This is a genomic window from Afipia sp. 1NLS2 (assembly GCF_000178995.1).
GTDB lineage: Bacteria > Pseudomonadota > Alphaproteobacteria > Rhizobiales > Xanthobacteraceae > Afipia.
In genome coordinates this window covers 984,588-1,011,100 of the sequence record NZ_ADVZ01000001.1, presented here as the reverse complement: position 1 = coordinate 1,011,100, position 26,513 = coordinate 984,588, and the positions used below count along the sequence as shown (strand labels likewise).

The window sequence follows — 26,513 nt, the reverse complement described above, 5'->3', positions numbered from 1 at the left end:
GTCGATCGATGGCGCCGCGCCGCCTAGAACGCCAGCGAGTTCGCATTGCCTCCACACCACAGTCCTGCTTCGCGAGGCTTCACCCCTTACGATGCGACCGGCGTGTCCACGCGGTCGAGCGCTTGAAGACGATGGGGCATGTCGAGCAGCTTCAATGCGGCAGCGGTTATGGCCTCCGCGATCGACGGATAGGTCTCCGCCGAGCTGATCGATACGCCGTCAGGAAACGTGACGGTGGCTTGATAGCCATTGCCTTTGGGGGTGGCCGAGAGCGTGACTGTCAACATGCTTCTGTTCCTGCGCGGCGATGTGGGCGACCCGACGATTATCGCCCGCGATATGCCATGGGGTCGGGATATCGGTTGAGCGTGCCGTCGGGGTTCAGGCAATCGGCGCGGGAGGCTTTGAGAATGAGGCTGCTGGACTCGTAGATGATCCCACCGAGCCGCCAACTAAAGATCCCACGCTGCTCGACAAAGGTCAGCAACGGCGCGCCGCTGCAGCCGCCAAGCGCCCAGTCGCTGGGGATGCGGGGGCGCAGCCCGACGTCGAAGTCATGCTCATGGTCGAACACAAGCGTGATGTCGGTGGCGCTGACCCCGCTCGCCACGGCGAGAGCGGTGTAACCGACCCAGTCGATCTCGACGAGCGAGTTGCCCCGGTAAGGGCGCATTTCCCGGCCATCACCGGGAAAGCCTACGAAGAAGACGCCGTGGTCGATCGCCGGCGGCGCGGGCGGCCACGATGCCTGACTGCCCATCAGGATGATCTTACCGTTGGCGTAGTTGGCAAGCTTGCCGATTTCGTCATGGGCGACGCGGAACGTCGCAACGTCGTAGGCGGAATCAGAGGCGATGTGGCGGTCCGCCAAGTCGAAGCGGACATCGCCGACCATACAGACAGCGTCGGGATGCTCGTTCTTCGCCGCAAGGAAGCCCTGATAGACATGGTTGGCCGTGACCAGAAACGGACCGGCGCCGCAATCGAGGAGAAAGGCGGACCCATTGTCGAGAATCAAAGGTTTGCGATCATGCGCGGTGATCCAACAGATTGGCATGACGTAGTTGGCGGCGATATTCCGCATCGCCTCGGCGAGGCCGCCGCGCATCAACAGGATCGCCTCGGCCCGCGACGGCTGGCTGAGGGACGCCCCGTTGGCGACGGGTTCTTCGAGATGCCTCCCTACCGCGGTCACGCGGGATGTCCGGCTCGGAACTCGCGTAGGCACGCCTCGATCTCGCGGTCACATTTGCCTTCAGGGTCGTCGAGCCATTCCTGCCATTCAGAGGTTTGCATCAGGTCGAGGACGGTGGGTTCCTCGCGATCGGGATCGTCAAGACCCTCCCGATATTGCTTACGCACCAGCGGCGCGGCCAGCATGGGCGGGATCGGCACACGAGCGTGCGGATTATGATAAAGGTCGATCACCAACGCGGAGCCCGAGGGCTGGCGCATCACCGCGACCGCGCTGATCGAGGTGTTGTCCTGGCGGGTCAAGGCCGCTTTCCTTCCGTAGCGCGTCCCCAGGAAGCGTGGCTCGTGCGCGGGGTCAGCTGAGATCTCGAAATGCAGAGTCTCGCGGCGAACATGGCTTGGAGGACGTGAACCCGCTCCAGGTGAAAACCGATCGTCTTGTCGAAGAAGCAGACGACGGTCGGGAAGCCCCGCTTAGACGCCTTCTGCAACTGGGCGGACGCGGCCTTGATCGGCCGCCGCAGCCTGGCGCCTGGGTCGACCCAGCGAAAGCCGGCGCCGCCGTCCCGAATCTCGCTCAGCGGCGCAGAATCCTCGGGCGTTTCGTCGAGTTCCTTGATCTCGACGAAGCACCAGTACGGCTGAAGGTGGAGGGCATAGTCGGGGCGCTTATGGCCTGGGGTGCGCGCTTCGCGGACGCGCCGATAGATGACGCCCTGTGCGCGGCACCAGGCTTCGAAGGCGCGTTCGGACGTGGTCAGCGGGGCGATCATGGCGATAGGTCAAGTTCGGGTTGGGACTGCGCCGGTTAAATGTGGCGTGCCCAGTCCGCTGCAACAAGCCCGCCGGCCGGCTGGCACTATCCACCTCAATCCGCTCGCGTTTAATCGTTTCGTCGAACGAACGATCCGAGGCCGGCAAAAATCTGGTCGAGCATCGTCAGGCAGTGCTGCACGAATGTGTCGCTAAGATAGAAGACCCACGGTTTGCCGTCGCTGGTTGCCTGAGCGAACCAGTCCTGCGGCCAGCCATCCGCTGCAATTCTACGCTCGAAGGCGTTCCGCTCGGTATCGGGCCACTCAAAGCCCAGGTGGAACATCTTGTTGCGGTAGCCGAAGAGCGCGGCCAGCGTCTTGTGAAGATCGGCTGGCAGATCAGCGGCGAGTCCGGTCGCTTTCGCCAATTCTACAATACCGTCGACCAGGTGCGGCCGATTCGGGGATGCGCGGCGGCAATCCCACTGCTTGTCTTTTGGCATCGTCCATCGCGCATGGGCGGCGGGGGCTCGGCCATTGCGGTCCAAAAGATCGCGGATGCCGGGGAACGCTTGCTTGAATAGCGACTCTACGAATGGCGCCAGCATGCCGACCGCCGCCATGCTGTGCGCGGCATCCTGGAACACCGACTGGTGCAGATGATCGACCCAATCATCGACAGCGCGTTCGTTCGCGCTGCCGGAGGCCTGCTTGGCGAAGGCTTCGATTGCCTTGATCTCGTTCGACAGCGCCTCGTCGGCTTGGCCATGCAGGCGCAGCAAACCGCGGATGGCGTAGAGTTGCGCGTCGTAGTCTGGCGAGCCCAGGACAAACGATGCCAGGAACCGATCGTCAAACTCTGAAAGATTCACTGGCATGTGCAGCTCACCGTCCGAATTGGAGCCGGCGCAGGAACGTCCGTGCCGTGATGAGGACCAAGTGCAGCCGAAACGTGCTGTGATCTTCGTCGGAGAGCCCGGGATGCGAGCCCTCTGTGTGGAGCATCTTGAACACGCCGTTGATGTAGTTCTTGCCGTCCTGGGTCCACTCGTTTCGGTCGATAGCCAGAAAACCGATCTCGGCGAGCAGGGCCCGGCGGTTCTCCACCGTTGGACGCTGGGCGGCCTCCGCGGGGCGAACGTTGCGAGCGATGTCGTCGAATAGACTTTCCATGAAGGTTCGAAGCTGACTGTTTGCAGCGGCCCAGTCGCCACGAGTGTGCGCCTCGATTGCTTGACCCAGGTGACCCAGCGGAGTTTCGAACCGGAAGCCTTTGAGGAGTTGATGAACTTCATCGTCGGTAACGGGCAGGTTCAGTTCGTCGGGCAAAGCGGCGCGTAGCGTAGGATTCCGCCCGTAGTCGTCCCATGACAAAACATAGCCGTCGCGTGCGAGCCCGCGTGCGAACGCGGTCTGGATGGGGAGCGTGGGTTCGCTATGCGCGAGCTGCAGGGCCTCCCGCACAACGGCCTCGGCAAGCGTCATGCTCCCCTCGGTCGTTTCAAGAACCGCTGCCGGCCTTTGAACAACGATCCTGCCGAGGAGGTCGCACTTCTTGGTGACGCTCAAGCCCGTGCTGGATGGGATGTCGTCTTCCAACCCAAGTCGCAGCACCATCTGGTTGAAGCGACCTTGGCTATGCCCTTCGAGGAGCTCGACCGCGGCGATCAATGTGGGCCGTGTGAAGGGCATGGTGCGCATTTAGGTCTACTTCGCTGTGGATCGTCGTGGTCGACGCTATGCTTTTTTGCCCGCCGATTATGTTGTCATCTCGGAGATCATGTCTCGATAGGCATAATGAATAAGGTCTCGCACCAATTCGAGAAGGCCGCTCCAGGGAAGGCCGTCGAATGGATCGCCATGGGCCAAGCTATTGCGGATAGCCGCCAGAGTGGTCTGCGGAGGTGATTGCGTTGCCTGGCGCGCCGCGCGCGCGGCATCGGTCTCATACAGCTGCAGAAGGACCGAACCACCGTACTGGCGCACGAAGGACAAAGCGCCATCGGTGAGGCCGTCGCCTTCGACCAAATAGCGCAGCAGACCTTCCAGTGTTGGCGATTGCCGGCCGCGTTTTGGCGCGCAGGCGCCATATCGGTCGCGCAGCGCCAGCTCGAGCGCGGTGAGCGCCACGAGTTCGCCGGCCTTGATGAGGTCGAACTCCAGCCAAGCGAGCGCGTAGAGCTTCTGGGCGCGCTGATATTTGGCCGCCACAATGAGCGGCACGGCGGGATGAAGATCACGCTGACGCAGAAACGCCAACCATTCCGAGGTCTCGCGGAATTCGAGCATGCCGCCGATGTCGCCCCTGGTCGGCCAAGGGACGATCAGCGGAACCGCGGTCCGATCGGGCCAATCAAAGGAGATCGGCGAGCGCTCCGGATCAAACATCGCGACGCTGGTCAGTTAGCTCCGCGAGAAACGCCGTGCCGACGGAGACGGCATGTTCAGTCGCGTCCGGGTCGACTGCGACGCCGTGAGAAGCTTCGTTCATCACGCGCAGCGCCTCTATGAACGCGCGGGCGCTCGGCGGCGCAAGGCCGCGCCGCTGGAGATCCTGCAACATGGGGCCGATCCCGGTTGGCCGGGTCGGCGCGAAGCCGTTGGCGGCAGCGTAGTCTCGAAGCGCGCGCTCGATCTCGATGCGCAGCTTGACCACGGACATCAAGGGAAACTCCCGTCCGAGCTCCTCGATCGTCGGAAGGTCCCTCTGGAGTCGGGAGGGGAGCGAGGGCGAGACTTTGTATTGGGCGACACCCATCGGCTTAGCGGTGTCGCGGAGCGAGTATTCGACCACCACCTCGTTGCGGCCCTTGCAGAGGATAATTCCGATGGTCGGCTGGTCGTCCTTGTGCCGTAGCTGGTCGTCGACGGCCGAGAGATAGAAATTCATCTTCCCGGCGAATTCGGGTTTGAAGTCGTCGATCTTAAGTTCGATGACGACGAAGCAGCGCAGCCGCAGGTGATAAAAGAGAAGATCGAGGTAGTAGTCCTGACCGGCGACTTCGAGATGATATTGGCTGCCGACGAACGCGAATCCCTTGCCGAGCTCGAGGATCAGCGCGCGCAGATGTTCGATCAGCCCTCGCTCAAGATCCCGCTCCAGCATTTCGGGTCCGAGCGACAGGAAATCGAAGCTGTAGGGGTCTTTGAGAATCTGCTGCGCGAGTTCGGACTGCCCAGCCGGTAGCGTCCTGGTGAAATTCGTGAGAGCGCCCCCCTGACGGGTGAACAGGCCGCTCTCGATCTGATGAACGAGGACGTTCCGACTCCAACCGTTTTCGATAGCTTGGCGCGCGTACCATGTCCGCTCCGGGGCCGCCTTCACGGCGTCAAGCAGGCGGACGTTATGGCCCCAGGGCAATAGTGCAACAACCTGTTGCACAAATTCGAGATCTGGCCACGCCTCTGCGAACGCACGCATATATTTGAGGTTTCGGGCGGACAGGCCGGTCATCTCTGGAAAGGCGCGCCCGAGGTCGACCGCAAGCCGGTCGATGACCTTGGCGCCCCAGCCCTCGCTTTCCTGACGGGAAAGGATGTCTCTGCCGATCCCCCAGTAGAGAAGCACAAGCTCGCGGTTGACCGACAGGGCCGCGCGAAGCCGGGCATCAGTGATGCGCCGCTTCAGCTCGGCGACCAGCGTGACGTAACCCTGCGCGTCCGGAGAAGGAGCGTCGGCCACCGTCCTCGGCCGACGGGGATCGCCTTTCTTGGCGGGCGCTTTTCGGGAACGTCTGCTGGTCACTGTCAGGCCGCTTGCTGAGCCGCTTCTTCAGCGGCGCCATGGGTGATCGGCGCGCGCTTTGCTTTGGCCGCCTTGGGACGCTTCTTGTTCAGCATGGCCTGGACGAAAGCATCCCACTTCTTCATCGCGGCCCGTTTCTCCGGCATGTAGTTCCAGCGATCGTAGCTCTTCGAGCTGACGTCCTGGAGCGTGTGGTTTTGCAGCCGGTCGCGAATTTCCTTCGACAGGCCGGCCTGTCCAGCAAGCGTTTTCCAGGTCCTGCGTAGATCGCGGTTGGTCACGACCGGGATCACCTCGCGCTCGCGCTGACGCCACATGAACGAGTAAAGCGTGCCGTGGCTGACGGGTTTGGTCGGGTCGGTCGCGGAAGGGAAAAACCAGCCGTGCGCGTTGGGCTTGATGGACCCGATCAGCTCCGCCGCGACTTCTGGGACGGGAATGGCATGCGGCTTGCCGTTCTTGGTCTTCGACCAGTCGATGATCCGTTCCTTCGCGTCCCACTGATCGACATGCAGGCGGGCGATCTCCTCGACGCGCTGCCCCGTGAGCATGAGAATGCGGACGGCCCGCGTGTAGGGCGGGTGAACCGGCGTGTCCGGACATTCCAGCCAGCGATACAGGCGCAGGAACTCTTCTTCATCAAGCCAGCGGGTGCCGACTTTCTTGGGTTCCGTGGGGATGCCGGCTGCGGGATTGTAGGCGAGGCGGAAGCGTCGCTGCGACGCGCTACGATAGTCGTGCTCCGATTTGAGGCCCCAGCTATACGCGGATCGGATGTAGCTGCGGACGTGATCCGCCATCGAGCGCTTGCCGCGGTCATAGATCGGCCGAATGAGATCCGTGATTTCGTCGGGCTCGATGTCCCGAGCGGGCCTGTTGCGCCCGAGCGTATCGGCGATCTTGTTGAAGCCTTTCTCCGCTTCCTTCCAGGACGACTTATCCGACGCCTTTAGGTGAGCGACATAGGCTTCGAAAAGATCGGCCACGGTGCCGGGGCGTGTGTCGCCGGCGATCTTGATGCTCCGACCCTTCTGAATCATGTCGGCGAAATCGCGGCCGAAAACTTCGCGCGCCTTGCTGAGCGACATCGACGGATACGAGCCGAGCTTCTTTTTGAGGCGCTTCTGATCTCGCCACTGCTGTGCCATCCAGTCCGCCGTGACGCGCGTGGGCATCGGCTTCATGACCAGGACCAGACGGCCGGTGCCGTGCCCCTCGCCATCGATCAGGCTTAGCTGCTTGCCGGTCTGCTCCACCTGTTTCAGAGCGCGGCGTATCTCTCCATCGGTAAGGCTTGGCACTGGGCTCTCCCATCGGCTCTCAAGTGGGGTCGCCAGACGGGTAGTAGGGGTCGGCGACTGGGGTCAAAAGGGCGACTGATCCCCCTCAAAACCGACCCCAATATGCCATAACGTCCGGCTCTACGACAAGCCAGAAAATTCAAGTGATTCAATAGGAAGCAGCGTGATCGAACGTGATCAAAATGGTTGGAGTGGGATGGTTGTGGACCAGGATGATCGCGGTTGCCGACAATTCCAGCGCGCGCTTGACCACTTCGCGGGGGTAGACCGGCGTGTGATCCACGGTGCCAACCTGCTGCAGTTCGTCAGCGATCAACTGGTTGCGCTTGTCGAGAAACAGGATCCGGAATTGCTCCTTGTCGGCAAACGCCATGGCGGTGCGGCAATAGTCGATCACGTTCGACCATGACGACAGCATGGTAGGCTGCTTGACCTGCCCCTTGGCGACGCGGCTTGCGGTTGCCGCGATCAGCTTCATCTCGGTCACGGCGGCATCGCCCAGTCCGTTGATTTCGCGCAGCCGCGCTTCCGGCGCATGGACCACCTCGGCGAATGAGCCGAACCTCGCGATCAGCGTTTTCGCCAACGGCTTGACGTCGCGCCGCGGCAGCGCGCGAAACAGCACCATTTCCAGCAGCTCATAATCGCTGAGGGCATCGGGGCCTGCATCGCGAAAGCGGTCCCGCAATCGCTCCCGATGGCCGTGATAATGCGGCGCTTCGGAGAAGCCGGACTGGTCTGACGGATCGTCAGCGTTTTCAGACATGGGGGCACGGTCGCGAACTGACTGTGGCCACCATGCCGTGCCTGCCATCTTTTGCAAGAAGCAATTGCGGCGCGTCCGCTACGAAATCAGGCCGCGTTGTAGGGAGGCTTGTCGAGCTTGCCGGGGGAGAGCGTGAAAATCTCGACGCCGTCCTGCGTCACGCCGACGGAATGCTCGAACTGCGCCGACAGCGAGCGGTCCCGCGTCACCGCGGTCCAGCCGTCGGAGAGAATTTTCACGTGCGGCTTGCCGAGATTGATCATCGGCTCGATGGTGAAGATCATGCCGGGGCGCAGCGCCACGCCTTCTCCAGGCTTGCCGATATGGATGATGTTCGGCTCGTCGTGAAACAGCCGGCCGAGGCCATGGCCGCAGAAATCGCGGACCACGCTCATCTGCTGCGGCTCGACGAAGCTCTGGATCGCATGGCCGATGTCGCCGGTGGTGGCGCCCGGCTTGACGGCGGCGATGCCGCGCATCATCGCCTCATAGGTCACGTCGATCAGCCGCTCGGCGCGCCGTGAGATCGCCCCCGCCGTGTACATGCGGCTGGAATCGCCGTACCAGCCGTCGACGATCAGGGTGACGTCGACGTTGACGATGTCGCCTTCCTTCAACTGGCGGTCGCCGGGGATGCCATGGCAGACCACATGGTTGATCGAGGTGCAGGTCGAGTGGCGGTAGCCGCGATACATCAGCGTCGCGGGAATGGCGTCATGCGCGATCGCGAACTTGCGGACGAATTCATCGATCTGCGAGGTGAAGATGCCCGGCCGCACGATCGGCACCAGCTCGTCGAGGCATTGGGCGGTCAGCGCACCGGCCTTTCGCATTCCGGCAAAGCCAGCCGGGCCGTGCAGCTTGATCTGGCCGGTCTTGCGCGCGGCAGCCTGGGTAGCGTCAACGTAATTCATGGAAAGTCTGACTTCGAAGGGGTTGCGGGCACGCTGGCCGGATCACGCTAATTTAATGCCTTGCCGCCAATTCGCAACCTTTGCGCCCGGGGTGCGGGTCATTCCGCGCCGGGCTTGGCGGCGGGGCCGGAATTGTCCGATGGAACCTCGAGGATGGTTTCCACCGGCAGCGCGCCGCTGCGGACACGGAGTTCGCGCACCGGGTAGGGCACGCGGATGTTTTCGTTCTTGAAGGCGGTCCAGAGCCCCTGCATCACGTTGCTGCGGACATTGTCCATGCCGACATCGAGATCGGCGACCCAGAAGGTCAGCGCGAACTTCATTCCGGTTTCGGCGAATTCGGTGAGCAGGCAATTCGGCGCCTTGAAGGTCGCGACGTTGTGCGTGTTGCGGGCGATGTCGACGGCCAATTCGCAGACCCGGTTCGGGTCCGCTTCGTAATTGGTGGCGAAGTTGACCTTCACCAGCATGGTCTTGTCGGTATAGGTCCAGTTGATGACGCGCTGGGTGACGAGATCCTCGTTCGGAATCAGAATCTCGCGCCCGTCGCCCGCCGCCACCGAGATGTAGCGGGTGTTCATCGAGCTGATTTTCCCGGTGCTGTCGCCGATGGTGACGAGATCACCCGGCTTGACCGATTTGTCCGCGAGCAGGATCACGCCGCTGATGAAATTGGCGATGATCTTCTGCAGGCCGAAGCCGAGACCGACGCCGATCGCCCCCGAGAACAGCGCGAAGGCCGACAGATCGATGCCGACCGCCGACATCACCATGGCGATGGCGGCGACGACGAGCGCGACCCGCACGAGCTTGATCAGCAGGACCTGAACCGACGGGGTGAGGTCGCGCGAGTGGGCGATCCGGGCTTCGATGAAATTGCCGGCCGCGCTGACGAGCCACATCGCGATGGCGAGCAGCACGCCCGCCTTGATCAGCACCAGCGGCGTCAGCCGCAGCGTGCCCATGGTGATCGAGATCGAATCGAGCGCGCTGGACACATCGTCGAGGCGGCCGATGATGCTGAGCGCGGCCACGGCCCATGCCGCGATGGACACCACGCGGACCACGAATTCGTTGCGGATTACGCTGGTGGCGATGCGGATGATGAGCCAGGCGGTCGCGAGATTGACCGCCGTCGACAGCACGTAACCGCGATAGAGCAGCCCGGTCTGGACCATGACCACCCGCGATATTTCGGCCAGCAGCGCGAAAATGATCGTGCCGGCGCGTTGCATCACGGTCCGGGCGAACAGCCGCAGCGGCGCCGGCCAGCCCATCGTCAGCGAGGTCACGTCGAATCGGGCCCGCAGGCTGCTTCCCAAGGCCAGCGAGATACCGGCGGCGACCAGGATGATGCCGAACTGCAGATAGAACCACGGCGAGGTGATTTCCCCGCCGATGGATTGCAGCGCGCGATTCAGGGCGTCTCGCAGGTCGTCCCAATCCATTGGCAGGTCCCGTCAGGTGAAGCAGGGGGAATTCGTCTTCTCATGCGTCCTTGCGACGCAGGCGTCAATATCGGCAAGGCTTGCGCAAGGGTCGCACATGGCGCGCGCCGGTCGCGATGCGATGCGTTTAGCGCCGGGAATCCGGCGCATTTATGATGCCGAGATTTTGTTTGGCGATCCGCCGTGACACCTATAAGCAGATTGAAGCGCAAGTCGAAAGCCCCCGCCGCCCATGGCCATCCTCGATTCCGTCAGTCTCACGATCCTGCTCGGCTCCGTGCTGATCATGGCTGGCATATTGTCGAGCTTGCTGGCCCTCCGCTTCGGCGCGCCATTGTTGCTGGTCTTCCTTGGTCTCGGCTTGCTCGCGGGCGAAGGCGGCCTCGGCAAGCTGAAATTCGACGATGTGAGGATCGCCTATCTGGTCGGCTCCACGGCACTGGCGCTGATCCTGTTCGACGGCGGACTGAAGACGCGCTTCCAGAGCATCCGCGCGGTCCTCGCGCCCTCGGCGGTCCTCGCCACCGTGGGCGTCCTTCTGACGGCGCTGCTGACGACCCCGGTCGCCAAATACGTACTCGATCTGAACTGGCCGGAATCCTTCCTGCTCGGCGCCGTGGTCGCCTCGACCGATGCCGCGGCGGTATTTCTTCTGGTTCATGCGCAGGGCCTGCGTCTTCGTCCGCGCATCGGCGCGACGCTGGAGGTCGAATCCGGCACCAACGATCCGTTCGCCGTGTTCCTCACGATGGTGCTGGTGGAATTCCTGTCGCTCGGGAAAGGCTCGGCATCGCACATCTTCTGGCAGTTCACGCAGGAGGCCGTGCTCGGCATCGTCATCGGTCTGGTCGGCGGGCGGCTCGTGGTGTTCGCGCTGAACAAGATTTCCCTGCCGCAGGGTCTGCACGCGCCGTTCGTGACGACGGCGGCGCTGGTAATTTTCGGCTTCGCGCAGATCGATCACGCCTCCGGCTTTCTCGCGGTCTATCTCGCCGGGATCGTGATCGGCAACCGGCCCACGCGCGCGCACAATTCGGTGCTGACGTTTCTCGACGCCGCGACATGGCTTGCGCAGATCGTGATGTTCGTGCTGCTCGGCCTTCTCGCGTCGCCCGACAAGCTGGTGGCGGTGGCGCTGCCCGCGCTGGTGGTGGCGCTGGCGCTGATGTTTGTCGCACGCCCCGTGGCGGTGTTTCTCTGTCTCGCGCCGTTTCCTTTTCAATTGCGGGAAAAAATATTCATCTCATGGGTCGGCTTGCGCGGCGCGGTTGCGATCTTCCTTGCGTCGATTCCGCTGCTGCTGGACCTGCCGAAGGCGCAGATCTATTTCAACGTGGCTTTCATCGTCGTGATGGTGTCCCTGTTGCTGCAGGGCTGGACGCTCGGTTTCGCCGCGAGGAAATTGCATGTCGCTCTGCCGCGCACCGATCGCGGCCCGCGCCGTATCGAACTGGACCTGCCCGGACAGCTTGAGCAGCAACTGGTCGGTTACGCCGTGCGGCCGAACAGCCTGTTCCTGAAACGGGGCCTCATTCCATCATGGTCGAAGCCGACGCTGGTGATCCGCGAGGAGAAGATTCTCTCCGCGGCCGAAGCGGCGCCGGTGCAGAAGGGCGATTATCTCTATCTGCTCGCGCCGCCGGAGAAAGCCGGCGCGCTCGACCGCTTTTTCGTCGACATGGCGCCCGCCACGGCTCCCGATCCGAATTTGCTCGGGGACTTCATGCTCGCGGGAGACGTGACGCTGGAGGCCGTCGGCGAGGTTTATGGCATCGATGTCCCGGCGGACGTGAAGCCGCTGACGCTGGCGGATTATTTCGACATCCATCTGGACGGCGCGCCGCGGGTCGGCGCGGCGTTGCCGCTCGGCTCCATCGCGCTGGTGGCGCGCGGCATCGGCGGCAACCGCGTCAATGTCATCGGTCTGCGGCTGTCGCAGGATGAAAGGCCGATCCGCGTGCCGCGGCGTATCCCGGCGATCCAGCGCAAGGTCCTGCGGCTCTGGAAGAGGCTGTCGAGTACTTAGTGGACGGAATCTTCAGTTTTAGAGCGCGCGCGAGGGGATCAGCAGCGGCCCATCCGGAGTCTCGATCCGGTGCACCGAGATATTGAAGATCTGTGCGATGCGTTCCGGCGTCAGCGCCGCCACCGGCGTGTCGTTGGCGATGATGCGACCCTCGTTCATCAGCACCACGCGGTCGGCGAACCGCGCCGCCAACGTGAGATCGTGAATGATCGCCAGCACCGCCGCGCCCTGATGGGCGATGCCGCGCAGCAATTCCATGACGATGAGCTGGTGACGTTCGTCGAGCGCGGCGATCGGCTCGTCGGCGATCAGCACGGAAGCCCGTGTGGCGAGCGCACGCGCGAGCGCGACGCGGGCCCGTTCGCCGCCGGACAGCGTGGTGACGATGCGGGTGGCGAGCGCGTCGGTGGTGGTTGCTTCCATCGCATCCAGGATGGCGGCGCGATCCTCGGGCGTCACTTGCGAGAACGGATCGGCATGCGGCTCCCGGCCCAGCGCCACGATGTGCTCGACGCTCATCGGCCAGTGGAATTCGTGGCCCTGCGGCAGATAGGCCAGCGCGCGGGCGCGTTCGCGTGCACTCATGGCGGCGAGCACGGTGCCGTCGAGGCTGACATTGCCCTGCGAGGGAATAAGCCCCGCCATGGCGCGGGCCAATGTGGTCTTTCCGGCGCCATTCGGCCCGGCGAGCACGGTCAGCTCGCCCGCATTCAGAACGAGATTGGCACCGGTGACGATGATGCGTGCGCCACGATGGACGGTGAGGTTGTCCGCGCGAAGGCGAGGGGCGAGGTCGGGTTTCATGCCGATTCCTCCAGCACCTGACGTTCGCGGAAGATCATCGCGATGAAGAACGGGACGCCGATCAACGCGGTGATGACGCCGATCTTGATTTCCAGCGGGCCGGGCACCAGCCGCACGATGATGTCGGCGGCGAGCAAAAGTGCCGCGCCTGCCAGTGCGGACGGCAGCAGCGTGCGCGCCGGGTCGGAGCCGTAGAACCGCCGCACCAGATGGGGTGCTACGAGGCCGACGAAGGAAATCGCGCCCGCGACCGACACGGCGGCGCCGACGCCGAGCGCCACGCCGATCACGACCCAGATTCGCACCCGCCCGACGTTGACGCCGAGCGAGGAGGCTGCATCCTCGCCGAGCGTCAAGGCGCGAAAGGCGCGGGCATTCGCGGCAAGCACGATCCAGCTCGCGATCATGAACGGTGCCGCGATCCAGACATGGATCATGCTGCGGTCGCGCAGCGAGCCGAGCAGCCAGAATGCGATCTCCAGCGCGATGTAGGGATTGGGCGCGAGGTTGAGGACGAGCGCGATGGCGGCACCTGCGAGGCTTGCAAGCGCGAGGCCCGCGAGCAGCGTCATGGTCAGCGAAGCGCGACGGCCCGCGATGGCGACCAGCGCGCCGACCGAAAGCAATGCACCAGCGATGCCGCCGAGCGGGACCGCGAGCGAGACAGGGCTGACCAGCCCGAACGCCATCAGGCCTGCTGCGGTCGCGGCGGCGGCCTGTGGTGCGCCGAACAGCGACGGTTCGGCAAGCGGGTTGCGCAGCAATCCCTGCAGCGATGCGCCCGCGATCCCGAACGTGGCGCCGATCAAGGCAGCGAGCAGCGTGCGCGGCAGGCGCACGTCGCGGACGATGATCGAGGCGACTCCCTGATCGGAGACCAGAGATTTCGCCACGGTCTCCGCGCCAAAATGGGCGGGGCCCGTCATCAACGACGCCGCGAACAGCACTGTGACGAGTGCTGCGAGCAGAAGCGTGAGCAAACTTCCCGGTCGGTCGAAGGCCATCTCATTCCGGCTGATTCAGCGCGCCAAAGGCTGGCGCGACAGGGTGGGCGTGGCATAACAGGGTGCTGCGATCAAGAAAATGGCGATCAGGGCAATGCCGGTCTGGAAAATGTCGATCTGGAAAGCGTCCCTGGGCGTTTGTCTCCTGCTGCTTGGCAGCGCCGGTTGCAGGGCCGCTCCCCCCAAGCATGTGGTGTCTTTCAACCTTTGCGCGGACCAGTTGCTGCTGGCGCTGGCCGACCCTTCGCAGATCGCGGCCCTGTCGCCCTATGCGACGGACGGCACGCTGTCGGTCATGGCGAAGCAGGGCGCGGCCTTTCCGAAGATCGACTGGAATTCGGAATCGATCGTCAATCTCGCGCCCGATCTGGTGCTGTCCGGGTTCAGCGATCGCCCGACGCAGACGATTCTGGCTGCGACCGGCCTGCGCGTGGTGGAGGTCGCGCTGGTCCGCAATCTGGATGAGGCGCGCGCGCAGGTGCGCGAGATCGCAGCGCTTCTCGGTCATCCCGAACGCGGCGAGGCGCTGGCCGACAAACTGCAACGCGCCGAAAACGATCTCAAAGCCGTGGCGCTGAAGCCGCCACGCACCGCCATCGTTTTGCAGCGGGAAGGTTATACGGAGGGCACCGAGAGCCTTGTCGCATCGATGCTGGCCACGGCCGGATTGAAGCCGCCGCCGAATGCGCGTGGTGGCATCGGCGGCTTCATGGACATGGAAACGCTTTTGACGGCCGGGCCGGATATTCTGGTGTTGCAGGAGACGGCGAGCCACGCCACCGATCAGGGCGCGCTGTTTCTCACCCATCCTGCGTTGCGCGCGCGCTACGACGAGACCAGGCGCATCAGCCTGCCGTCGCGCTACACGCTGTGCGGCGGCCCGGCCTTGCTCGAAGGCCTCGGCGTGCTGAAGGATGAGCTGAAGAAACTTCGTTAAGCGGGAAGAATCTCCGGGCCGCCCTGTGCGACGATGCGTCCGTGTTTGAGCATCACCACATGGCCTGCGAGACGGCGCGTCTCGTCCGGATCGTGGCTGACATAGACCATCGGGATGTTTTCCTCGTCGCGCAGCCGCTCGAGATAGGGCAGGATTTCCGCCTTGCGATCCTGATCGAGCGAGCCGAGCGGTTCATCGAGCAGAAGCAATCGCGGCTTTGACAGCAGCGCACGGCCGAGCGCGACGCGCTGGCGTTCGCCGCCGGACAATTGCCCTGGCCGCCGGGTCTGGAGATGGCCGATGTCCAGCAAATCGAGGATGCGCTTGAGATGAGTGGGGTCCGGCGCGAGCTTGTTCATGCGCCGGCCGTAATCGAGATTCTGTGCGACGTTGCGATGGGGAAACAGCCGCGCGTCCTGAAACACGTAGCCGATGCGGCGGCGATAGGGCGGCACATGCAGGCCCTTCGCGGTGTCATCAACCGTTTCGCCGCCGATGACGATGGTGCCGCGGTCGGGCTTCGACAGGCCTGCGATCATGTGGATGATCGAGCTTTTGCCGGCACCGGACGGCCCGAACAGGCCGATGACGGGACTGTCGCTCTGGAACGCGGCTTCGAGCTTCAGTGTGCCGAGCTGCTTGGTGACATCGACGTTCAGCATGTCACAGCCCGTGAACGCGGCGCAGCGCCCGCCGCGCGAAGAATTCCGACGCAACCAATGCGCCGATGGCCATGATGGCGGAAATGATGACGAGCCGCAGCGCGGGCAAATCGCCATCGGGCGTCTGGATCAGCGAATAGATCGCCGATGAAATGGTTTGCGTCTCGCCGGGAATATTCGAGACGAAGGTGATGGTCGCGCCGAATTCGCCGAGCGCTTTGGCAAAACCCATAATCATCCCGGCAACGATGCCGGGCAGCGCGAGCGGCAGCGTCACGGTGAGAAACACCTGCCAGGGTGTTGCACCGAGCGTGCCCGCGGCCTGCTCCAGCCTGCGGTCGATCGCCTCGATCGACAACCGCATCGGCCGCACCAGCAAGGGAAAAGACATCACGCCGCAGGCGAGCGCCGCGCCGGTCCAGCGGAACGAGAAAACGATGCCGAGATAGTGGTCGAGGAATTCACCGACCGGCCCTTTCCGCCCGAAGCTCAGCAGCAGGAGATATCCGGTGACGACGGGCGGCAGCACCAGCGGCAGATGGATCAGCGCATCGAGGAGCGCCTTGCCCCAGAAATCGCGGCGCGCCAGCAGCCACGCCACGGCGATGCCGATTGGCGTGGATACCAGCGTGGCGACGACGGCGACACGAAGCGAAAGCTCGATCGCCGTCCATTCTTCGGGGGTGATATCGAACACGCGACGGACAATATCACTTATGAGGTCGGCTTGATCAGGTAACTGAAGCCGTACTTCTCGAACGTGGCTTTTGCCGCCGAACTCTTCAGGAACGCCAGATAGTCCGCGGTGCCGTCCTTGGCGGTGGCGGTCGCCGCCACCGGATAGATGATCGGGGGATGCGAATCCGCCGGGAAGGTGCCGACGATCTTCACGCCGGGATCGACCTTGGCGTCGGTGGAATAGACGATGCCAAGCACGGCTTCGCCGCGCGACACCAGCGCCAGCGCGGCGCGGACGTTTTCAGCCATCGCCATTTTCGGCTCGACGGCCTGCCACGCGCCGAGCTTCTCCAGCGCGGCCTTGGCGTATTTTCCGACCGGCACGGCCTTGACGTCGCCGGTGGTGACCTTGCCGTCACCGGCGAGCTTGGCGAGATCGAAGCCCTGCTTGATGTCGACGTGGCTGATCTTGGAATCCTTCGGTGCGATCAGGACGATGCTGTTGCCAAGCAGGTCGATGCGGGTGGCGGGATTCACGCTCTTGTTCTTGATGGCGTAGTCCATCCAGGCGGTGTCGGCCGAGATGAAGACGTCGGCAGGCGCGCCCTGTTCGAGCTGCTTGGCGAGCGCGGACGAGGCGGCGTAGCTTGCGGTGACCTTGTTGCCGGACTTCGCGGCATAGGCGGCGTCGACATCGTCGAGCGCGTTCTTCATCGAGGCTGCGGCGAAGTTGATGAATGTCTTGGCTGAGGTTGCGGCGGCGGGCTTGGCATCCTGGGCGAAGGCCTGCGTGGCGAGCGGCGCGCTAACCAGCGCAGCGGCAAGAAAAATCCGGGAAAACAATTGCATGAGGCGCTCCATATCCCTCCGTCTGAAAAATCTGGACGGAGTCCTGATGTCGGATGGGAAGATAAGAAATTGGAAGCGCCGTTCCAAAGGCCTTGGCGGGCTTACGGCGGGCCAAAGCGTCGTGCGAGGCGCACCATATCAGGCAGGACGGGCGCGTAAAGGGTCGGTGCTGCCGCACTTTGGCGGGTTGTCCAGCCGCGCCAATGTTCTGGCCGGGTACAGGGCAATGGGTTGCGTGCCGCGATGCGGTGGTCTCCTCAATCGGAGGAGGGCACCACCGCGAGCTTGATCGCATTGGCCGCGACACCGCTGATCTGCACGGTCGTGGAGCCGGCAGCGAGACTGAATTTCATGGTCCTGCGGATGCCGTTGCAGCCGGTCACGCCGCTGAATTCTGTCGGCTTGAGATAGTTGCCGTCCTGAATGACATCGACCCATGCGGAATCCGAGACGCTGACGGTATAGATTCCGCCGGGAATCTGGCCGAGGCGCAGGTATCCGGCAAAGGTGCCCGGCTTTTGCGTCCGTTCGGAGGGTTTCGGCAATCCCGCGTCCGCCACGGGGGGCAACGACAACGTTACCGCGAGAGGCGGCAGCGTCGGCGCATCCACGCCCGATTTCAAAGTGGGAAGATCGGGCGTGGTCAGGAGCGCGCGCTCGCGCGTCACCGGCCATTTGAAGTGCTCGCAGCCGGCAGGCTCGGCCGCGTAAGCGGGCGCAAGGCCTAGCATCAGGATGGCGAGGGCAAGAGGCTTGCGCATCAGTTCACCGCGATCATCACGTCGGACGCCTTGATGACGGCGATCACGTTATCGCCCTTCTTCAGGGCGAGTTCATCGACCGCTTCGTTGGTGATCGCCGAAGTGACGATCTGGCCGCCGCCGATATCAACGCGGACATGAGACGTGGTCGCACCCTTGGTCACTTCGACGACTTTTCCCTTGATCTGGTTACGGGCACTGATGCGCAAGTGTGTCTCCTTATGAGGTTCGTCGGCTTCGGAATGGAGGGTACGCTCCGAAAAAATGGCAGGATTGTGTGTGCCGGAAAGTTGCAGGATGCGGCATGACGCTCGGATGAGCAAGCGGCGCGCGGCGTCTTCAGAGGCTTTATACTTTAGAATTTTCTAAACTAATGACAGGGGCGATGAGACCGCGATCTTCAGTCAGCGCGCATGAAGAACCGTGCGGCATGCGGCGGGCAGGTCCGCCAACGTCAAGGGCGGCCTCGGTTTCGGCGGCACCTTCGGAGGTCTCGGATGCAGCACCGCGTCGCTGAACCAGTAGGCGAAATCCTTGGGCGCACAATGCTCGTTGTGATCCGGCGGCGTTTGCGGCTCGCAGCCCGCGCTGCCCGCCGGGCATTTGATGCGGATGTGGAAATGATAGTCGTGGCCATACATCGGACGGATCTTCGAGAGCCAGTGCCGGTCGCCGGTGGCCTCGCGGCACAGCGCTTTCTTGATCGCGGCGTTGACGAAGATGCGCTCGACCTGCGGCGCTTCGGCGGCGGCGCGAATGACCTTGAGATGTTCGGGCGTCCAGACGCTCGGATCGATGTCGAGACGATCCTTCCGCACCATCTGCACCGCGGACATGTTTTCGCGCTCCATGCGCGTGAGCGTGCGGTTCGGCATCGGCGTCAGCCAGATGTCGGCATCGAGCCCGATCTGGTGGCTGGCGTGCCCGGTGAACATCGGCCCGCCGCGCGGCTGCGACATGTCGCCGACCAAGAGGCCCGGCCAGCCGAGCTTGTGCGCCCTGGCCGCGAGCTTTTCCAGAAAGGCAATGAGTGCGGGGTTGCCCCAGTTGCGGTTGCGCGACAGCCGCATCACCTGCCAGGTCGGCCCGTCGATCGGCAGCGCCTGCGCGCCCGCGAGACAGCCCTTGGCGTAGAAGCCGATCGAGCTTGGCGCGAGTTTCGCCGGCGCAAGTTCGCGCCCGAACAACTGCTTCGCGGCGAGATGCGGATCGTTCGGATTGGCGAGCGGCGGCAGAGGTTGCGGATGCAGCGTGCCTTTGTCCTGCGCGAGCGTCGCGAAGGGTGCGAGAGAGCAAGCGAGAGCGAGAATCAGGCGCACGAATCTCATGCCGCTTTATAACCCATCACGCAATTCCAAACGAGGCGAAGCGGCCGGTGTGAAGCTTTCAAGGTGTGTCATTAAAAAATCCCCGGCGGGAACCGGGGATTCTCAATCGATAAAACACATTCAAAATGAAAAGGCTATTTGGCCTGATCGTCGATGGTTGCTCCCGGCGCGTGCTGCTTGATCGAGTCGATCGCGTGTAATGCAGAGGCCTTTTGCGCGTAACCTTCCGAACTGCACATCGTTTCGCCGTTCGGCGCCTTGAAACGAAACCGGAATTCTCCGGCCTTGTCCTTGTAGACTTCAAACCTGTAGGCCATCGCTGCCTCCGTTGCTTGAGATACATGCGGAGGCAAGCGTCGGGGCATGGCGGAGCGGAGTCAAGGCGCGTTGGATCGGCGCGCGGTATGATGTGCCGGTCTTGATGAAATCATTCAACCGGAATTTTGCCGGTGAGAATGCCGATCTCTCTCAGCTATCGACCTTCAGCGCGGCGATGAAGGCTTCCTGCGGAATGTCGACCTTGCCGAACTGCCGCATCTTCTTCTTGCCTTCCTTCTGCTTCTCCAGAAGTTTGCGTTTACGCGTGATGTCGCCGCCGTAGCACTTCGCGGTGACGTCCTTGCGCAGCGCGCGCACGGTTTCACGCGCGATCACCTTGCCGCCGATCGCCGCCTGAATCGGGATCTGGAACATGTGTGGCGGAATCAGTTCCTTCATCTTCTCGACCATGGCGCGGCCACGGCCCTCGGCGCGCGAGCGATGCACCAGCATCGACAGCGCATCGACCGGCTCGTTGTTGACGAGGATCTGCATCTTCACGAGGTCCGCCGCCTTGTAGTCGGTGAGGTGATAGTCGAACGAGGCGTAGCCTTTGGAAACTGATTTCAGCCGGTCATAGAAATCGAACACCACTTCGTTGAGCGGCAATTCGTATTTCGCCATCGCGCGACTGCCGACGTAAGTGAGTTCCTTCTGGGTGCCGCGCCGCTCCTGACAGAGCTTGAGCACCGAGCCGAGGTATTCGTCCGGCGTCATGATCGTCGCTTCGATCCACGGCTCCTCGATCTCGGCGATCTTCACCACGTCCGGCATGTCGATCGGATTGTGAATCTCGATCTCCTGCCCGTCGGTGAGGTGCATCTTGTAAATCACGGACGGTGCGGTCGCGATCAGGTTGAGATTGAACTCGCGCGACAGGCGCTCCTGAATGATCTCGAGATGCAACAGGCCGAGGAAGCCGCAGCGGAAGCCGAAGCCCAATGCCGCGCTGGTTTCCATCTCGAACGAGAAGCTCGCGTCGTTGAGGCGCAGCTTGCCCATCGCCGCACGCAGCGTTTCGAAGTCATCGGCGTCGACCGGGAACAGGCCGCAGAACACCACCGGGATCGCCGGCTTGAAGCCCGGCAGCATTTCGGTGACCGGTTTGCGATCGTCGGTGATGGTGTCGCCGACGCGGGTGTCAGCGACTTCCTTGATCGCCGCGGTGATGAATCCGACTTCGCCGGGGCCGAGTTCGTCTACCTGCGTCATCTTTGGGGTAAAGAAGCCGACGCGCTCGACGTCGTAGGCGGCACCCGTGCCCATCATACGGATACGGTCGCCCTTCTTCATCACACCGTCGACGACGCGGATCAGAACGACGACGCCGAGATAAACATCGTACCAGCTATCGACCAGCAGCGCCTTCAGCGTCGCGTCGCGATCGCCTTTCGGCGGCGGCAGGCGCGTGACGATGGCTTCCAGCACGTCGGGAATGCCAATGCCGGTCTTGGCCGACACCATGATGGCATCGGACGCATCGATGCCGATCACGTCCTCGATCTGCTGCTTGACCTGCTCGGGTTCGGCGGCGGGAAGATCGACCTTGTTCAGGACCGGAACGATCTCGAGGTTGTTGTCGATGGCCTGATAGACGTTGGCGAGTGTCTGCGCTTCCACGCCCTGCGAGGCATCGACCACGAGGAGCGCGCCTTCGCAGGCGGCGAGGCACCGGCTGACCTCGTAGGCGAAGTCGACATGGCCGGGCGTGTCCATCAGGTTGAAGATGTAGTCCTTGCCGTCCTTGGCCTTGTAGTGAAGGCGAACGGTCTGCGCCTTGATGGTGATGCCGCGCTCGCGCTCGATGTCCATAGAATCGAGCACCTGTTCCTTCATCTCGCGCTCGGCGAGCCCACCCGTCGTCTGGATCAGGCGGTCGGCCAGCGTCGATTTGCCATGGTCGATATGGGCGACGATGGAAAAGTTGCGGATGTTCGATATCGGGGTGGTTGTCATGCGCGCGGGGATAGCATTTGCAGCATTTTCCGGCAAAGGCCGAATGCCGCTTTGGGAGATAAAATGACGGATATGCGGGGGCGGGCCGTGCGAGGGAACGGCGTTACTCTTCGTCGAACTTGTTCGTCACCAGCGTGGTGATGGCCTCGACCGCTTCGCGAGCCTCGCGGCCGGTGGCGGCGACGGTGATCGAGGTTCCGATGCCTGCGGACAGCATCATCAGGCCCATGATGGAGGTGCCGCCGACGCTCTCGCCGTTGCGCGTGACGGTGATCTCGGCATCGAACTTCTCCGCCGTCTGCACGAACTTGGCGGATGCCCGCGCATGCAGGCCGCGTTTGTTGGTGATGGGAATTTCCCGGACGATGGCATCGGCCTGTGACGTCTGCTCGCCCGCCATGACCTATTTTCCTGCCAGAACGCGGCTGGCAATGGTGACGTATTTGCGCCCGGCTTCCTGAGCGGCCGCGATCGCATCGGGCAGCGACTTCTCCTCGCGCACCTTGGCGAGCTTCACCAGCATCGGCAGATTGATGCCCGCAAGCACTTCCACCTTCGGGCGGCTCATGCAGGAGATCGCGAGGTTCGAGGGCGTGCCGCCGAACATGTCGGTGAGAATCGCAACGCCTTGCCCGCTGTCGGCGCGCTTGACGGCTTCGATAATATCGCTGCGACACAAATCGGCATCGTCTTCCGCGCCAATTGTGATCGTTTCGATTTGCTTTTGCGGACCCATGACATGCTCAAGCGCCGCCTTGAACTCGTCGGCGAGACGCCCGTGGGTCACCAGAACCAGACCTATCATCAAAGACTCCTCGCGGGTGCGTTATGGTGCACCGCACGAAAGGGCCACATGTTGACCATCCCGCGCTTGGGCGCAAGAGGGTCAATGGCATTGCCCCCGCTCAAACCGCAGGGAGCCGTGCCGGCTAAACTGGAGGTTATAGTGGGATTTATATGGTTACCAAATCCCTTCCGGCAATCCGAATGAGCCCTGCGGCCAGATGACCGGAAGGTTAATTCGTGGTGAGGAACCCAAGCACCAGCGGCAACGGGTTTTTTCCAGCAGCGACTGGAATCCGGGGTAATTCGACCCCTGAAATCAAGGTTTTGAGCCGCTCGGGCGGGGGCAGCCGCACTGCGTCGGGGGCCGCCAGATCGACCACCAGCGCGACTGCGGCCTCGGGGACGAATGCGCAGCGGCGGATGCCAAGGCCGCGAATTTCGATCATGCCCTCAAGCTCCGGCACGGCGTGCGCGAAGAGACGGCCGTCTCGCGTATCGAGACGCACGCGATCGTCGCCGATCAGCAGCGTCTCCGCGATGACGCCGGTGCGGCCCGCGAGAATGAGATCAAGCGTGAGGCGCGACTTGCCGGTGCCGGAGGCGCCGCGAATGAGAATGGCCTGTTCGCCGACACAAACGGCGGAGGCGTGAACGCTGGCGGGTGGCGGCGTCATGTCGCGGGTAGCCGCACCACGAAGCGCGCGCCGGCGACGCGCGTGTCGCCGTCGGCATTGGACGGACCGGCACGATTCTCGGCCCAGATCTTTCCGCCATGCGCCTCGATGATCTGTTTCGAGATCGACAGACCCAATCCGGAGTTCTGGCCGAAGCCCTGATGCGGCCGGTCGGTGTAGAAGCGCTCGAAGATTTTCTCGAACGCGCCGGGGCGAATGCCGGGACCGTCATCGTCGATCACGATCTCGACCTGATCGCGGCGGCGGCGGCAGGTGACGCGGACCTTGCTGCCGGGGTTGGAGAAGGACTGGGCGTTGGCGAGGAGATTGGCGATCACCTGGCCGAGGCGCGAATCGTGGCCGGGCACCGAGAAGGCATCGAACGCCGTGCCCTCGAAGCGGGTTTCGACCTTCACCTCATGACCCTGCTGCGTCTCGTTGGCGACGGAGGTCAGCGTTTCCAAGAGGCGGCGAATGTCGACCGGCTCGGCATCCTGACGCTGCAATTCGGCGTCGAGGCGGCTTGCGTCCGAGATATCCGAGATCAGGCGGTCGAGGCGGCGCACGTCGTGCTCGATCACAGCGAGCAGGCGGCCACGGCTGTCGTCGGATCGCGCCAGCGGCAGCGTCTCGACGGCCGAGCGCATCGAGGTCAGTGGATTTTTCAGCTCATGCGCGACGTCGGCGGCAAACCGCTCGATGTCGTCGATGCGTTTATACAATGCGCCGGTCATGTCGCGCAGCGCCTGCGACAGATGGCCGATCTCGTCGCTCCGCTGGGAGAAGTCGGGAATTTCGACGCGGGTCTTGATGCGCCGTCGCACGCGCTCGGCGCTGTCGGCGAGGCGGCGTACCGGGCCTGCGATGGTCGAGGCGAGCAGCAGCGACAGCGCGATCATCACAATGGCGGCGATGCCGAACACTTTCAAAATCGCAAGACGTTCGGCTGTGACCATTTCATCGATGTCGTCGCCCTGTGTCGACAGCATCAGCGCGCCGCGCACCGCGCGGAATCGCTGTACCGGCACCGCGACCGACACGATCACCTCGCCGCGGTCGTTGATCCGCACGCGGCTCGCGCTCTGGCCGTCGAGCGCCTGCTGCACCTCTCCGTAGCCGTTGCCGTTCTCGGGCCCCAACTCGCGATACAGCGGCAGGTCGCCGCGATTGAGCCAGGTGCGGATGGCGATCACCGTGCGCTCCCACAGGCCGGGCTTGCTGTCGGATGGCGCGGGGAGTTCGAACCGCAGCACGTCGCCGCGTCCGTACAGGCTGCGGCTGTCGAGCAGCAGCACGCCGTCGCGGTCGTAGATGCGCGCGCGCGTCTTGGTCGGCGAGATCAGGCGGCGCAGCACCGGGGCGACGCGTTCCGGGTTGATCGGAAAGTCCATGCCGGACAGGGTTTCGTCGTTCGGCCCATAGCTCTCGCCGGTCTTGAGGTCGCCGAGGCGATCCGGATCGACGGTGATGGCGTTGGTCTCGACGGTGGCGGAGGCGGCGATCGCGCCCGAAATGATTTCAGCCTGCACCAGAAGGCTCTGCGCGCGCGCGTCGATCAGTCCGGCGCGGAATTGCGACAGATAGAGAATGCCGACCACCAGCACGATCAGTCCCGCGAGATTGAGCGAGACGATGCGCCGCGTCAGGCTGGAGAATGTCAGGGCAAGGAAATAGCGGCTGGCGCGCTGGAACACGCTGAGCGGTTTGGCGCGAGTCTCGGCGGGCGCGAAATCCTCAACGGTGTCGTCAGCCGCGAAGTCGGCCGGTTCAGCACCGCCGGTGGTCTTCGATTGATCTGATTGCGTGCGATCGAGCAATCGTAAACCCATTCGCCTATCGTTGCGGCGGGCACCTTGATGTCAGGAAGCCCGCCGTCAGCTTCGATTGCAAAGTGGACAGCCGCTCAGGCGGCTTCCTTGAAACGATAGCCTACGCCGTAAAGCGTTTCGATCATCTCAAAATCGTCGTCGACGACCTTGAACTTCTTGCGCAGGCGCTTGATGTGGCTGTCGATGGTGCGGTCGTCGACATAGACCTGATCGTCATAGGCGGCGTCCATCAGCGCGTTGCGGCTTTTCACGACGCCGGGGCGCTGGGCCAGCGCCTGCAGGATCAGGAATTCGGTGACCGTCAGCGTCACCGGTTCGTTCTTCCAGGTGCAGGTGTGGCGCTCGGGGTCCATGCGCAGCATGCCGCGCTCCAGCGCCTTGGCGTCCAATTCCTTCTGCGTGGCGGTGGGGTCCTTCGGCACCGCGCGGCGCAGCACCGCCTTCACGCGCTCGACCAGGAGGCGCTGGGAGAACGGTTTGCGGATGAAATCGTCGGCACCCATCTTGAGACCGAACAGTTCGTCGATCTCCTCGTCCTTGGAGGTGAGGAAGATCACCGGCAGGTCGGATTTCTGGCGCAGGCGCCGCAGCGTCTCCATGCCGTCCATGCGTGGCATCTTGATATCGAGGATCGCCATGTCCGGAGGGCTGGTCTTGAAGCCGTCCAGCGCGGAGGCGCCGTCGGTATAGGTCATGATCCGGTAGCCTTCGGCTTCCAGCGCGATCGAGACAGAAGTGAGAATGTTGCGATCGTCGTCAACGAGAGCGATTGTTGGCATGGTCTGGTTTCCGAGCGTTTTGATGCGTCTGGTTGAGACCCTGATGCCGAGCAAAATAAGGCAATCGGGATAATCCACGAGCAATGCAAGCTGGGCTGAAATGTGACCGGGTTCCACACCCCCGGCAAATCAACCTGATTTCACTCATATAATGCGCGAAACCACGAAAAGAACCACCTTTTGCTCGGAAAAAGTCCTTTAATTTCAAGAAAGGTTCTGGACCATGAAACCGTCGTTATCGTCCGATTCCGCCGGAATGGTCCGCGACTTGCTCCGATCCAGCCGCCAGGGCGCACTGGCGACGCTGATGGCGGACAGCGGGGCCCCCTATTGTTCGCTGGTTAACGTGGCGCCGGACGCCGATGGCGCGCCGCTCCTGCTGGTGTCGGCGCTGGCGCTGCATACCAAAAATATCGCCTCGGACTCCCGTGTCTCCCTGATGCTGGACGAGCGCCGGGAGGGCGATCCGCTCGAGGGCGCGCGGATCATGCTGGCGGGCGAGGCTAGGGCGGCGGCGCCGGACGATCTGCCCCGGATCAGGCGGCGGTACCTCGCTTTTCACCCCTCGGCCGCGGATTTCGCCGGCTTCGCCGATTTCTCCTTTCTCAAGGTCTTTCCCACCGGCGTGCATCTGGTCGCGGGGTTTGGCCGCATCGTCGATCTGCCGCCGTTCCGGTTTCTGACCGCGATCGACGATGCGGGAAGCCTGCTGGCGGCGGAGGAGGCGATCGTGACGCATCTTAATACCGATCACCGCGATACGATGAATTTGTACGCTGTCCATCTCGCAGGCGCCCCGGCGGCCGACTGGCACTGCGTGGCCTGCGATCCCGATGGCCTCGATCTCGCCTCGGAAGGGCGGTACTTGCGGTTGGCGTTCCCGAAGCGGGTGACCACTCCCGAGGTCCTGCGGATGGTTCTGAAGGAGTTGGCCGCGCAAGCGCGTGCAAAGGCCGGTTGATCGAAATCGCTTGATTTACCGCCAACGCTTTAGGCACG

30 protein-coding genes are annotated in these 26,513 nt (G+C 63.3%); 3 read left to right on the top strand and 27 right to left on the bottom strand.

The annotated features are described in order from the left end of the window. Positions 1–86: 86 nt before the first annotated feature. From AFIDRAFT_RS04875 to AFIDRAFT_RS04820, 12 genes are all read right to left on the bottom strand, one after another. Positions 87–287 (bottom strand): hypothetical protein, encoded by a 201-nt coding sequence (locus AFIDRAFT_RS04875; RefSeq protein ID WP_009338089.1) that lies wholly within the window; start codon positions 285–287, stop codon positions 87–89. 38 nt (positions 288–325) lie between these two features. Beyond that, on the bottom strand, positions 326–1,108 hold the full coding sequence (locus tag AFIDRAFT_RS04870) for a hypothetical protein (protein WP_156786844.1): 783 nt from the start codon (positions 1,106–1,108) through the stop codon (positions 326–328). An 83-nt stretch (positions 1,109–1,191) separates the two neighbouring features. After that, positions 1,192–1,497 (bottom strand): hypothetical protein, encoded by a 306-nt coding sequence (locus AFIDRAFT_RS04865; protein ID WP_009338087.1) that lies wholly within the window; start codon positions 1,495–1,497, stop codon positions 1,192–1,194. Continuing rightward, positions 1,494–1,967 carry a hypothetical protein gene (locus tag AFIDRAFT_RS04860; RefSeq protein ID WP_009338086.1) on the bottom strand — a complete coding sequence of 158 codons (474 nt, stop codon included), beginning with the start codon at positions 1,965–1,967 and terminating at the stop codon, positions 1,494–1,496. The genes AFIDRAFT_RS04865 and AFIDRAFT_RS04860 overlap by 4 nt, the downstream gene beginning before the upstream one ends. Before the next feature lie 110 nt (positions 1,968–2,077). Further along, positions 2,078–2,827, bottom strand: a complete 750-nt coding sequence (locus AFIDRAFT_RS04855; RefSeq protein WP_009338085.1) for a hypothetical protein — start codon at positions 2,825–2,827, stop codon at positions 2,078–2,080. A 7-nt stretch (positions 2,828–2,834) separates the two neighbouring features. Next, positions 2,835–3,650, bottom strand: coding sequence for a hypothetical protein (locus tag AFIDRAFT_RS04850; RefSeq protein ID WP_009338084.1), 816 nt, complete (start codon positions 3,648–3,650; stop codon positions 2,835–2,837). Positions 3,651–3,707: 57 nt separating this feature from the next. Continuing rightward, positions 3,708–4,337: a hypothetical protein gene (locus AFIDRAFT_RS04845; RefSeq protein ID WP_009338083.1), complete on the bottom strand. Its 630-nt coding sequence runs from the start codon at positions 4,335–4,337 to the stop codon at positions 3,708–3,710. Next, the gene (locus tag AFIDRAFT_RS04840) at positions 4,330–5,631 is read right to left on the bottom strand and encodes a PDDEXK nuclease domain-containing protein (RefSeq protein WP_009338082.1); all 1,302 of its coding nucleotides are present in this window, start codon (positions 5,629–5,631) and stop codon (positions 4,330–4,332) included. The genes AFIDRAFT_RS04845 and AFIDRAFT_RS04840 overlap by 8 nt, the downstream gene beginning before the upstream one ends. Positions 5,632–5,696: 65 nt before the next feature. Beyond that, a complete protein-coding gene (locus AFIDRAFT_RS04835) occupies positions 5,697–6,995 on the bottom strand; it encodes a site-specific integrase (protein WP_009338081.1) in 1,299 nt (432 codons plus the stop codon). Between the two features lie 148 nt (positions 6,996–7,143). After that, entirely contained in the window at positions 7,144–7,761 is a 618-nt protein-coding gene (locus AFIDRAFT_RS04830; protein ID WP_009338080.1) for a JAB domain-containing protein, read from the bottom strand. An 86-nt stretch (positions 7,762–7,847) separates the two neighbouring features. Beyond that, complete coding sequence (map, locus tag AFIDRAFT_RS04825) at positions 7,848–8,675, bottom strand: type I methionyl aminopeptidase (RefSeq protein ID WP_009338079.1); 828 nt, start codon at positions 8,673–8,675, stop codon at positions 7,848–7,850. A 98-nt stretch (positions 8,676–8,773) separates the two neighbouring features. After that, complete coding sequence (locus tag AFIDRAFT_RS04820; protein ID WP_009338078.1) at positions 8,774–10,123, bottom strand: mechanosensitive ion channel family protein; 1,350 nt, start codon at positions 10,121–10,123, stop codon at positions 8,774–8,776. Positions 10,124–10,355: 232 nt separating this feature from the next. Between AFIDRAFT_RS04820 and AFIDRAFT_RS04815 the strand changes: the two genes are divergently transcribed. Further along, positions 10,356–12,149 (top strand): potassium/proton antiporter, encoded by a 1,794-nt coding sequence (locus tag AFIDRAFT_RS04815; protein WP_009338077.1) that lies wholly within the window; start codon positions 10,356–10,358, stop codon positions 12,147–12,149. Positions 12,150–12,167: 18 nt separating this feature from the next. Here the strand turns inward: AFIDRAFT_RS04815 and AFIDRAFT_RS04810 are convergent, their stop codons facing one another. After that, the gene (locus tag AFIDRAFT_RS04810) at positions 12,168–12,953 is read right to left on the bottom strand and encodes an ABC transporter ATP-binding protein (protein ID WP_009338076.1); all 786 of its coding nucleotides are present in this window, start codon (positions 12,951–12,953) and stop codon (positions 12,168–12,170) included. Then, entirely contained in the window at positions 12,950–13,957 is a 1,008-nt protein-coding gene (locus AFIDRAFT_RS04805) for a FecCD family ABC transporter permease (RefSeq protein WP_009338075.1), read from the bottom strand. The genes AFIDRAFT_RS04810 and AFIDRAFT_RS04805 overlap by 4 nt, the downstream gene beginning before the upstream one ends. Positions 13,958–14,051: 94 nt before the next feature. Here AFIDRAFT_RS04805 and AFIDRAFT_RS04800 point away from each other — a divergent pair, with 94 nt between their 5' ends. Beyond that, entirely contained in the window at positions 14,052–14,894 is an 843-nt protein-coding gene (locus AFIDRAFT_RS04800) for an ABC transporter substrate-binding protein (RefSeq protein ID WP_009338074.1), read from the top strand. On the opposite strand, the gene modC is transcribed toward AFIDRAFT_RS04800, so the two are convergent. The 13 genes from modC to AFIDRAFT_RS04735 all read right to left on the bottom strand — a co-directional run bounded on the left by modC (position 14,891) and on the right by AFIDRAFT_RS04735 (position 25,514). Further along, a complete protein-coding gene (gene modC / locus AFIDRAFT_RS04795; RefSeq protein WP_009338073.1) occupies positions 14,891–15,556 on the bottom strand; it encodes a molybdenum ABC transporter ATP-binding protein in 666 nt (221 codons plus the stop codon). The genes AFIDRAFT_RS04800 and modC overlap by 4 nt on opposite strands. Position 15,557: 1 nt before the next feature. After that, a complete protein-coding gene (gene modB / locus AFIDRAFT_RS04790; protein ID WP_009338072.1) occupies positions 15,558–16,253 on the bottom strand; it encodes a molybdate ABC transporter permease subunit in 696 nt (231 codons plus the stop codon). A 17-nt stretch (positions 16,254–16,270) separates the two neighbouring features. After that, positions 16,271–17,083 carry a molybdate ABC transporter substrate-binding protein gene (modA, locus tag AFIDRAFT_RS04785; RefSeq protein WP_009338071.1) on the bottom strand — a complete coding sequence of 271 codons (813 nt, stop codon included), beginning with the start codon at positions 17,081–17,083 and terminating at the stop codon, positions 16,271–16,273. Positions 17,084–17,340: 257 nt separating this feature from the next. Then, positions 17,341–17,844 carry a hypothetical protein gene (locus tag AFIDRAFT_RS04780; protein WP_009338070.1) on the bottom strand — a complete coding sequence of 168 codons (504 nt, stop codon included), beginning with the start codon at positions 17,842–17,844 and terminating at the stop codon, positions 17,341–17,343. Next, positions 17,844–18,053: a TOBE domain-containing protein gene (locus AFIDRAFT_RS04775; protein ID WP_009338069.1), complete on the bottom strand. Its 210-nt coding sequence runs from the start codon at positions 18,051–18,053 to the stop codon at positions 17,844–17,846. Before AFIDRAFT_RS04775 ends, AFIDRAFT_RS04780 begins: the two co-directional genes overlap by 1 nt. A gap of 195 nt (positions 18,054–18,248) precedes the next feature. Beyond that, a complete protein-coding gene (gene mepA, locus AFIDRAFT_RS04770) occupies positions 18,249–19,172 on the bottom strand; it encodes a penicillin-insensitive murein endopeptidase (RefSeq protein ID WP_009338068.1) in 924 nt (307 codons plus the stop codon). A gap of 134 nt (positions 19,173–19,306) precedes the next feature. Next, a complete protein-coding gene (locus tag AFIDRAFT_RS04765; RefSeq protein ID WP_009338067.1) occupies positions 19,307–19,489 on the bottom strand; it encodes a YegP family protein in 183 nt (60 codons plus the stop codon). Positions 19,490–19,640: 151 nt separating this feature from the next. Beyond that, on the bottom strand, positions 19,641–21,446 hold the full coding sequence (lepA, locus tag AFIDRAFT_RS04760; protein ID WP_009338066.1) for a translation elongation factor 4: 1,806 nt from the start codon (positions 21,444–21,446) through the stop codon (positions 19,641–19,643). Between the two features lie 103 nt (positions 21,447–21,549). Further along, the gene (locus AFIDRAFT_RS04755) at positions 21,550–21,846 is read right to left on the bottom strand and encodes an HPr family phosphocarrier protein (RefSeq protein ID WP_009338065.1); all 297 of its coding nucleotides are present in this window, start codon (positions 21,844–21,846) and stop codon (positions 21,550–21,552) included. A gap of 3 nt (positions 21,847–21,849) precedes the next feature. Next, a complete protein-coding gene (locus AFIDRAFT_RS04750) occupies positions 21,850–22,251 on the bottom strand; it encodes a PTS sugar transporter subunit IIA (protein WP_002718288.1) in 402 nt (133 codons plus the stop codon). Between the two features lie 211 nt (positions 22,252–22,462). Then, complete coding sequence (locus tag AFIDRAFT_RS04745) at positions 22,463–22,906, bottom strand: HPr kinase/phosphorylase (protein ID WP_009338062.1); 444 nt, start codon at positions 22,904–22,906, stop codon at positions 22,463–22,465. Beyond that, positions 22,903–24,735, bottom strand: a complete 1,833-nt coding sequence (locus AFIDRAFT_RS04740; RefSeq protein ID WP_009338059.1) for a sensor histidine kinase — start codon at positions 24,733–24,735, stop codon at positions 22,903–22,905. The genes AFIDRAFT_RS04745 and AFIDRAFT_RS04740 overlap by 4 nt, the downstream gene beginning before the upstream one ends. Before the next feature lie 74 nt (positions 24,736–24,809). After that, positions 24,810–25,514, bottom strand: coding sequence for a response regulator transcription factor (locus tag AFIDRAFT_RS04735; protein ID WP_009338058.1), 705 nt, complete (start codon positions 25,512–25,514; stop codon positions 24,810–24,812). Positions 25,515–25,737: 223 nt separating this feature from the next. On the opposite strand from AFIDRAFT_RS04735, the gene AFIDRAFT_RS04730 reads away from it, so the two are divergent. Further along, the gene (locus tag AFIDRAFT_RS04730; RefSeq protein WP_009338056.1) at positions 25,738–26,475 is read left to right on the top strand and encodes a HugZ family pyridoxamine 5'-phosphate oxidase; all 738 of its coding nucleotides are present in this window, start codon (positions 25,738–25,740) and stop codon (positions 26,473–26,475) included. Positions 26,476–26,513: the final 38 nt, after the last annotated feature.

Excerpts from the sequence above, each read along its gene's own strand:
- AFIDRAFT_RS04875 (WP_009338089.1), bottom strand. The coding sequence starts at position 287 with ATGTTGACAGTCACGCTCTCGGCCACCCCCAAAGGCAATGGCTATCAA.
- AFIDRAFT_RS04870 (WP_156786844.1), bottom strand. The coding sequence starts at position 1,108 with ATGCGCGGCGGCCTCGCCGAGGCGATGCGGAATATCGCCGCCAACTAC.
- AFIDRAFT_RS04860 (WP_009338086.1), bottom strand. The coding sequence starts at position 1,967 with ATGATCGCCCCGCTGACCACGTCCGAACGCGCCTTCGAAGCCTGGTGC.
- AFIDRAFT_RS04855 (WP_009338085.1), bottom strand. The coding sequence starts at position 2,827 with ATGCCAGTGAATCTTTCAGAGTTTGACGATCGGTTCCTGGCATCGTTT.
- AFIDRAFT_RS04850 (WP_009338084.1), bottom strand. The coding sequence starts at position 3,650 with ATGCGCACCATGCCCTTCACACGGCCCACATTGATCGCCGCGGTCGAG.
- AFIDRAFT_RS04845 (WP_009338083.1), bottom strand. The coding sequence starts at position 4,337 with ATGTTTGATCCGGAGCGCTCGCCGATCTCCTTTGATTGGCCCGATCGG.
- AFIDRAFT_RS04830 (WP_009338080.1), bottom strand. The coding sequence starts at position 7,761 with ATGTCTGAAAACGCTGACGATCCGTCAGACCAGTCCGGCTTCTCCGAA.
- map (WP_009338079.1), bottom strand. The coding sequence starts at position 8,675 with ATGAATTACGTTGACGCTACCCAGGCTGCCGCGCGCAAGACCGGCCAG.
- AFIDRAFT_RS04820 (WP_009338078.1), bottom strand. The coding sequence starts at position 10,123 with ATGGATTGGGACGACCTGCGAGACGCCCTGAATCGCGCGCTGCAATCC.
- AFIDRAFT_RS04815 (WP_009338077.1), top strand. The coding sequence starts at position 10,356 with ATGGCCATCCTCGATTCCGTCAGTCTCACGATCCTGCTCGGCTCCGTG.
- AFIDRAFT_RS04810 (WP_009338076.1), bottom strand. The coding sequence starts at position 12,953 with ATGAAACCCGACCTCGCCCCTCGCCTTCGCGCGGACAACCTCACCGTC.
- AFIDRAFT_RS04805 (WP_009338075.1), bottom strand. The coding sequence starts at position 13,957 with ATGGCCTTCGACCGACCGGGAAGTTTGCTCACGCTTCTGCTCGCAGCA.
- AFIDRAFT_RS04800 (WP_009338074.1), top strand. The coding sequence starts at position 14,052 with ATGCCGGTCTGGAAAATGTCGATCTGGAAAGCGTCCCTGGGCGTTTGT.
- modC (WP_009338073.1), bottom strand. The coding sequence starts at position 15,556 with ATGCTGAACGTCGATGTCACCAAGCAGCTCGGCACACTGAAGCTCGAA.
- modA (WP_009338071.1), bottom strand. The coding sequence starts at position 17,083 with ATGCAATTGTTTTCCCGGATTTTTCTTGCCGCTGCGCTGGTTAGCGCG.
- AFIDRAFT_RS04780 (WP_009338070.1), bottom strand. The coding sequence starts at position 17,844 with ATGCGCAAGCCTCTTGCCCTCGCCATCCTGATGCTAGGCCTTGCGCCC.
- mepA (WP_009338068.1), bottom strand. The coding sequence starts at position 19,172 with ATGAGATTCGTGCGCCTGATTCTCGCTCTCGCTTGCTCTCTCGCACCC.
- AFIDRAFT_RS04765 (WP_009338067.1), bottom strand. The coding sequence starts at position 19,489 with ATGGCCTACAGGTTTGAAGTCTACAAGGACAAGGCCGGAGAATTCCGG.
- lepA (WP_009338066.1), bottom strand. The coding sequence starts at position 21,446 with ATGACAACCACCCCGATATCGAACATCCGCAACTTTTCCATCGTCGCC.
- AFIDRAFT_RS04755 (WP_009338065.1), bottom strand. The coding sequence starts at position 21,846 with ATGGCGGGCGAGCAGACGTCACAGGCCGATGCCATCGTCCGGGAAATT.
- AFIDRAFT_RS04750 (WP_002718288.1), bottom strand. The coding sequence starts at position 22,251 with ATGATAGGTCTGGTTCTGGTGACCCACGGGCGTCTCGCCGACGAGTTC.
- AFIDRAFT_RS04745 (WP_009338062.1), bottom strand. The coding sequence starts at position 22,906 with ATGACGCCGCCACCCGCCAGCGTTCACGCCTCCGCCGTTTGTGTCGGC.
- AFIDRAFT_RS04740 (WP_009338059.1), bottom strand. The coding sequence starts at position 24,735 with ATGGGTTTACGATTGCTCGATCGCACGCAATCAGATCAATCGAAGACC.
- AFIDRAFT_RS04735 (WP_009338058.1), bottom strand. The coding sequence starts at position 25,514 with ATGCCAACAATCGCTCTCGTTGACGACGATCGCAACATTCTCACTTCT.
- AFIDRAFT_RS04730 (WP_009338056.1), top strand. The coding sequence starts at position 25,738 with ATGAAACCGTCGTTATCGTCCGATTCCGCCGGAATGGTCCGCGACTTG.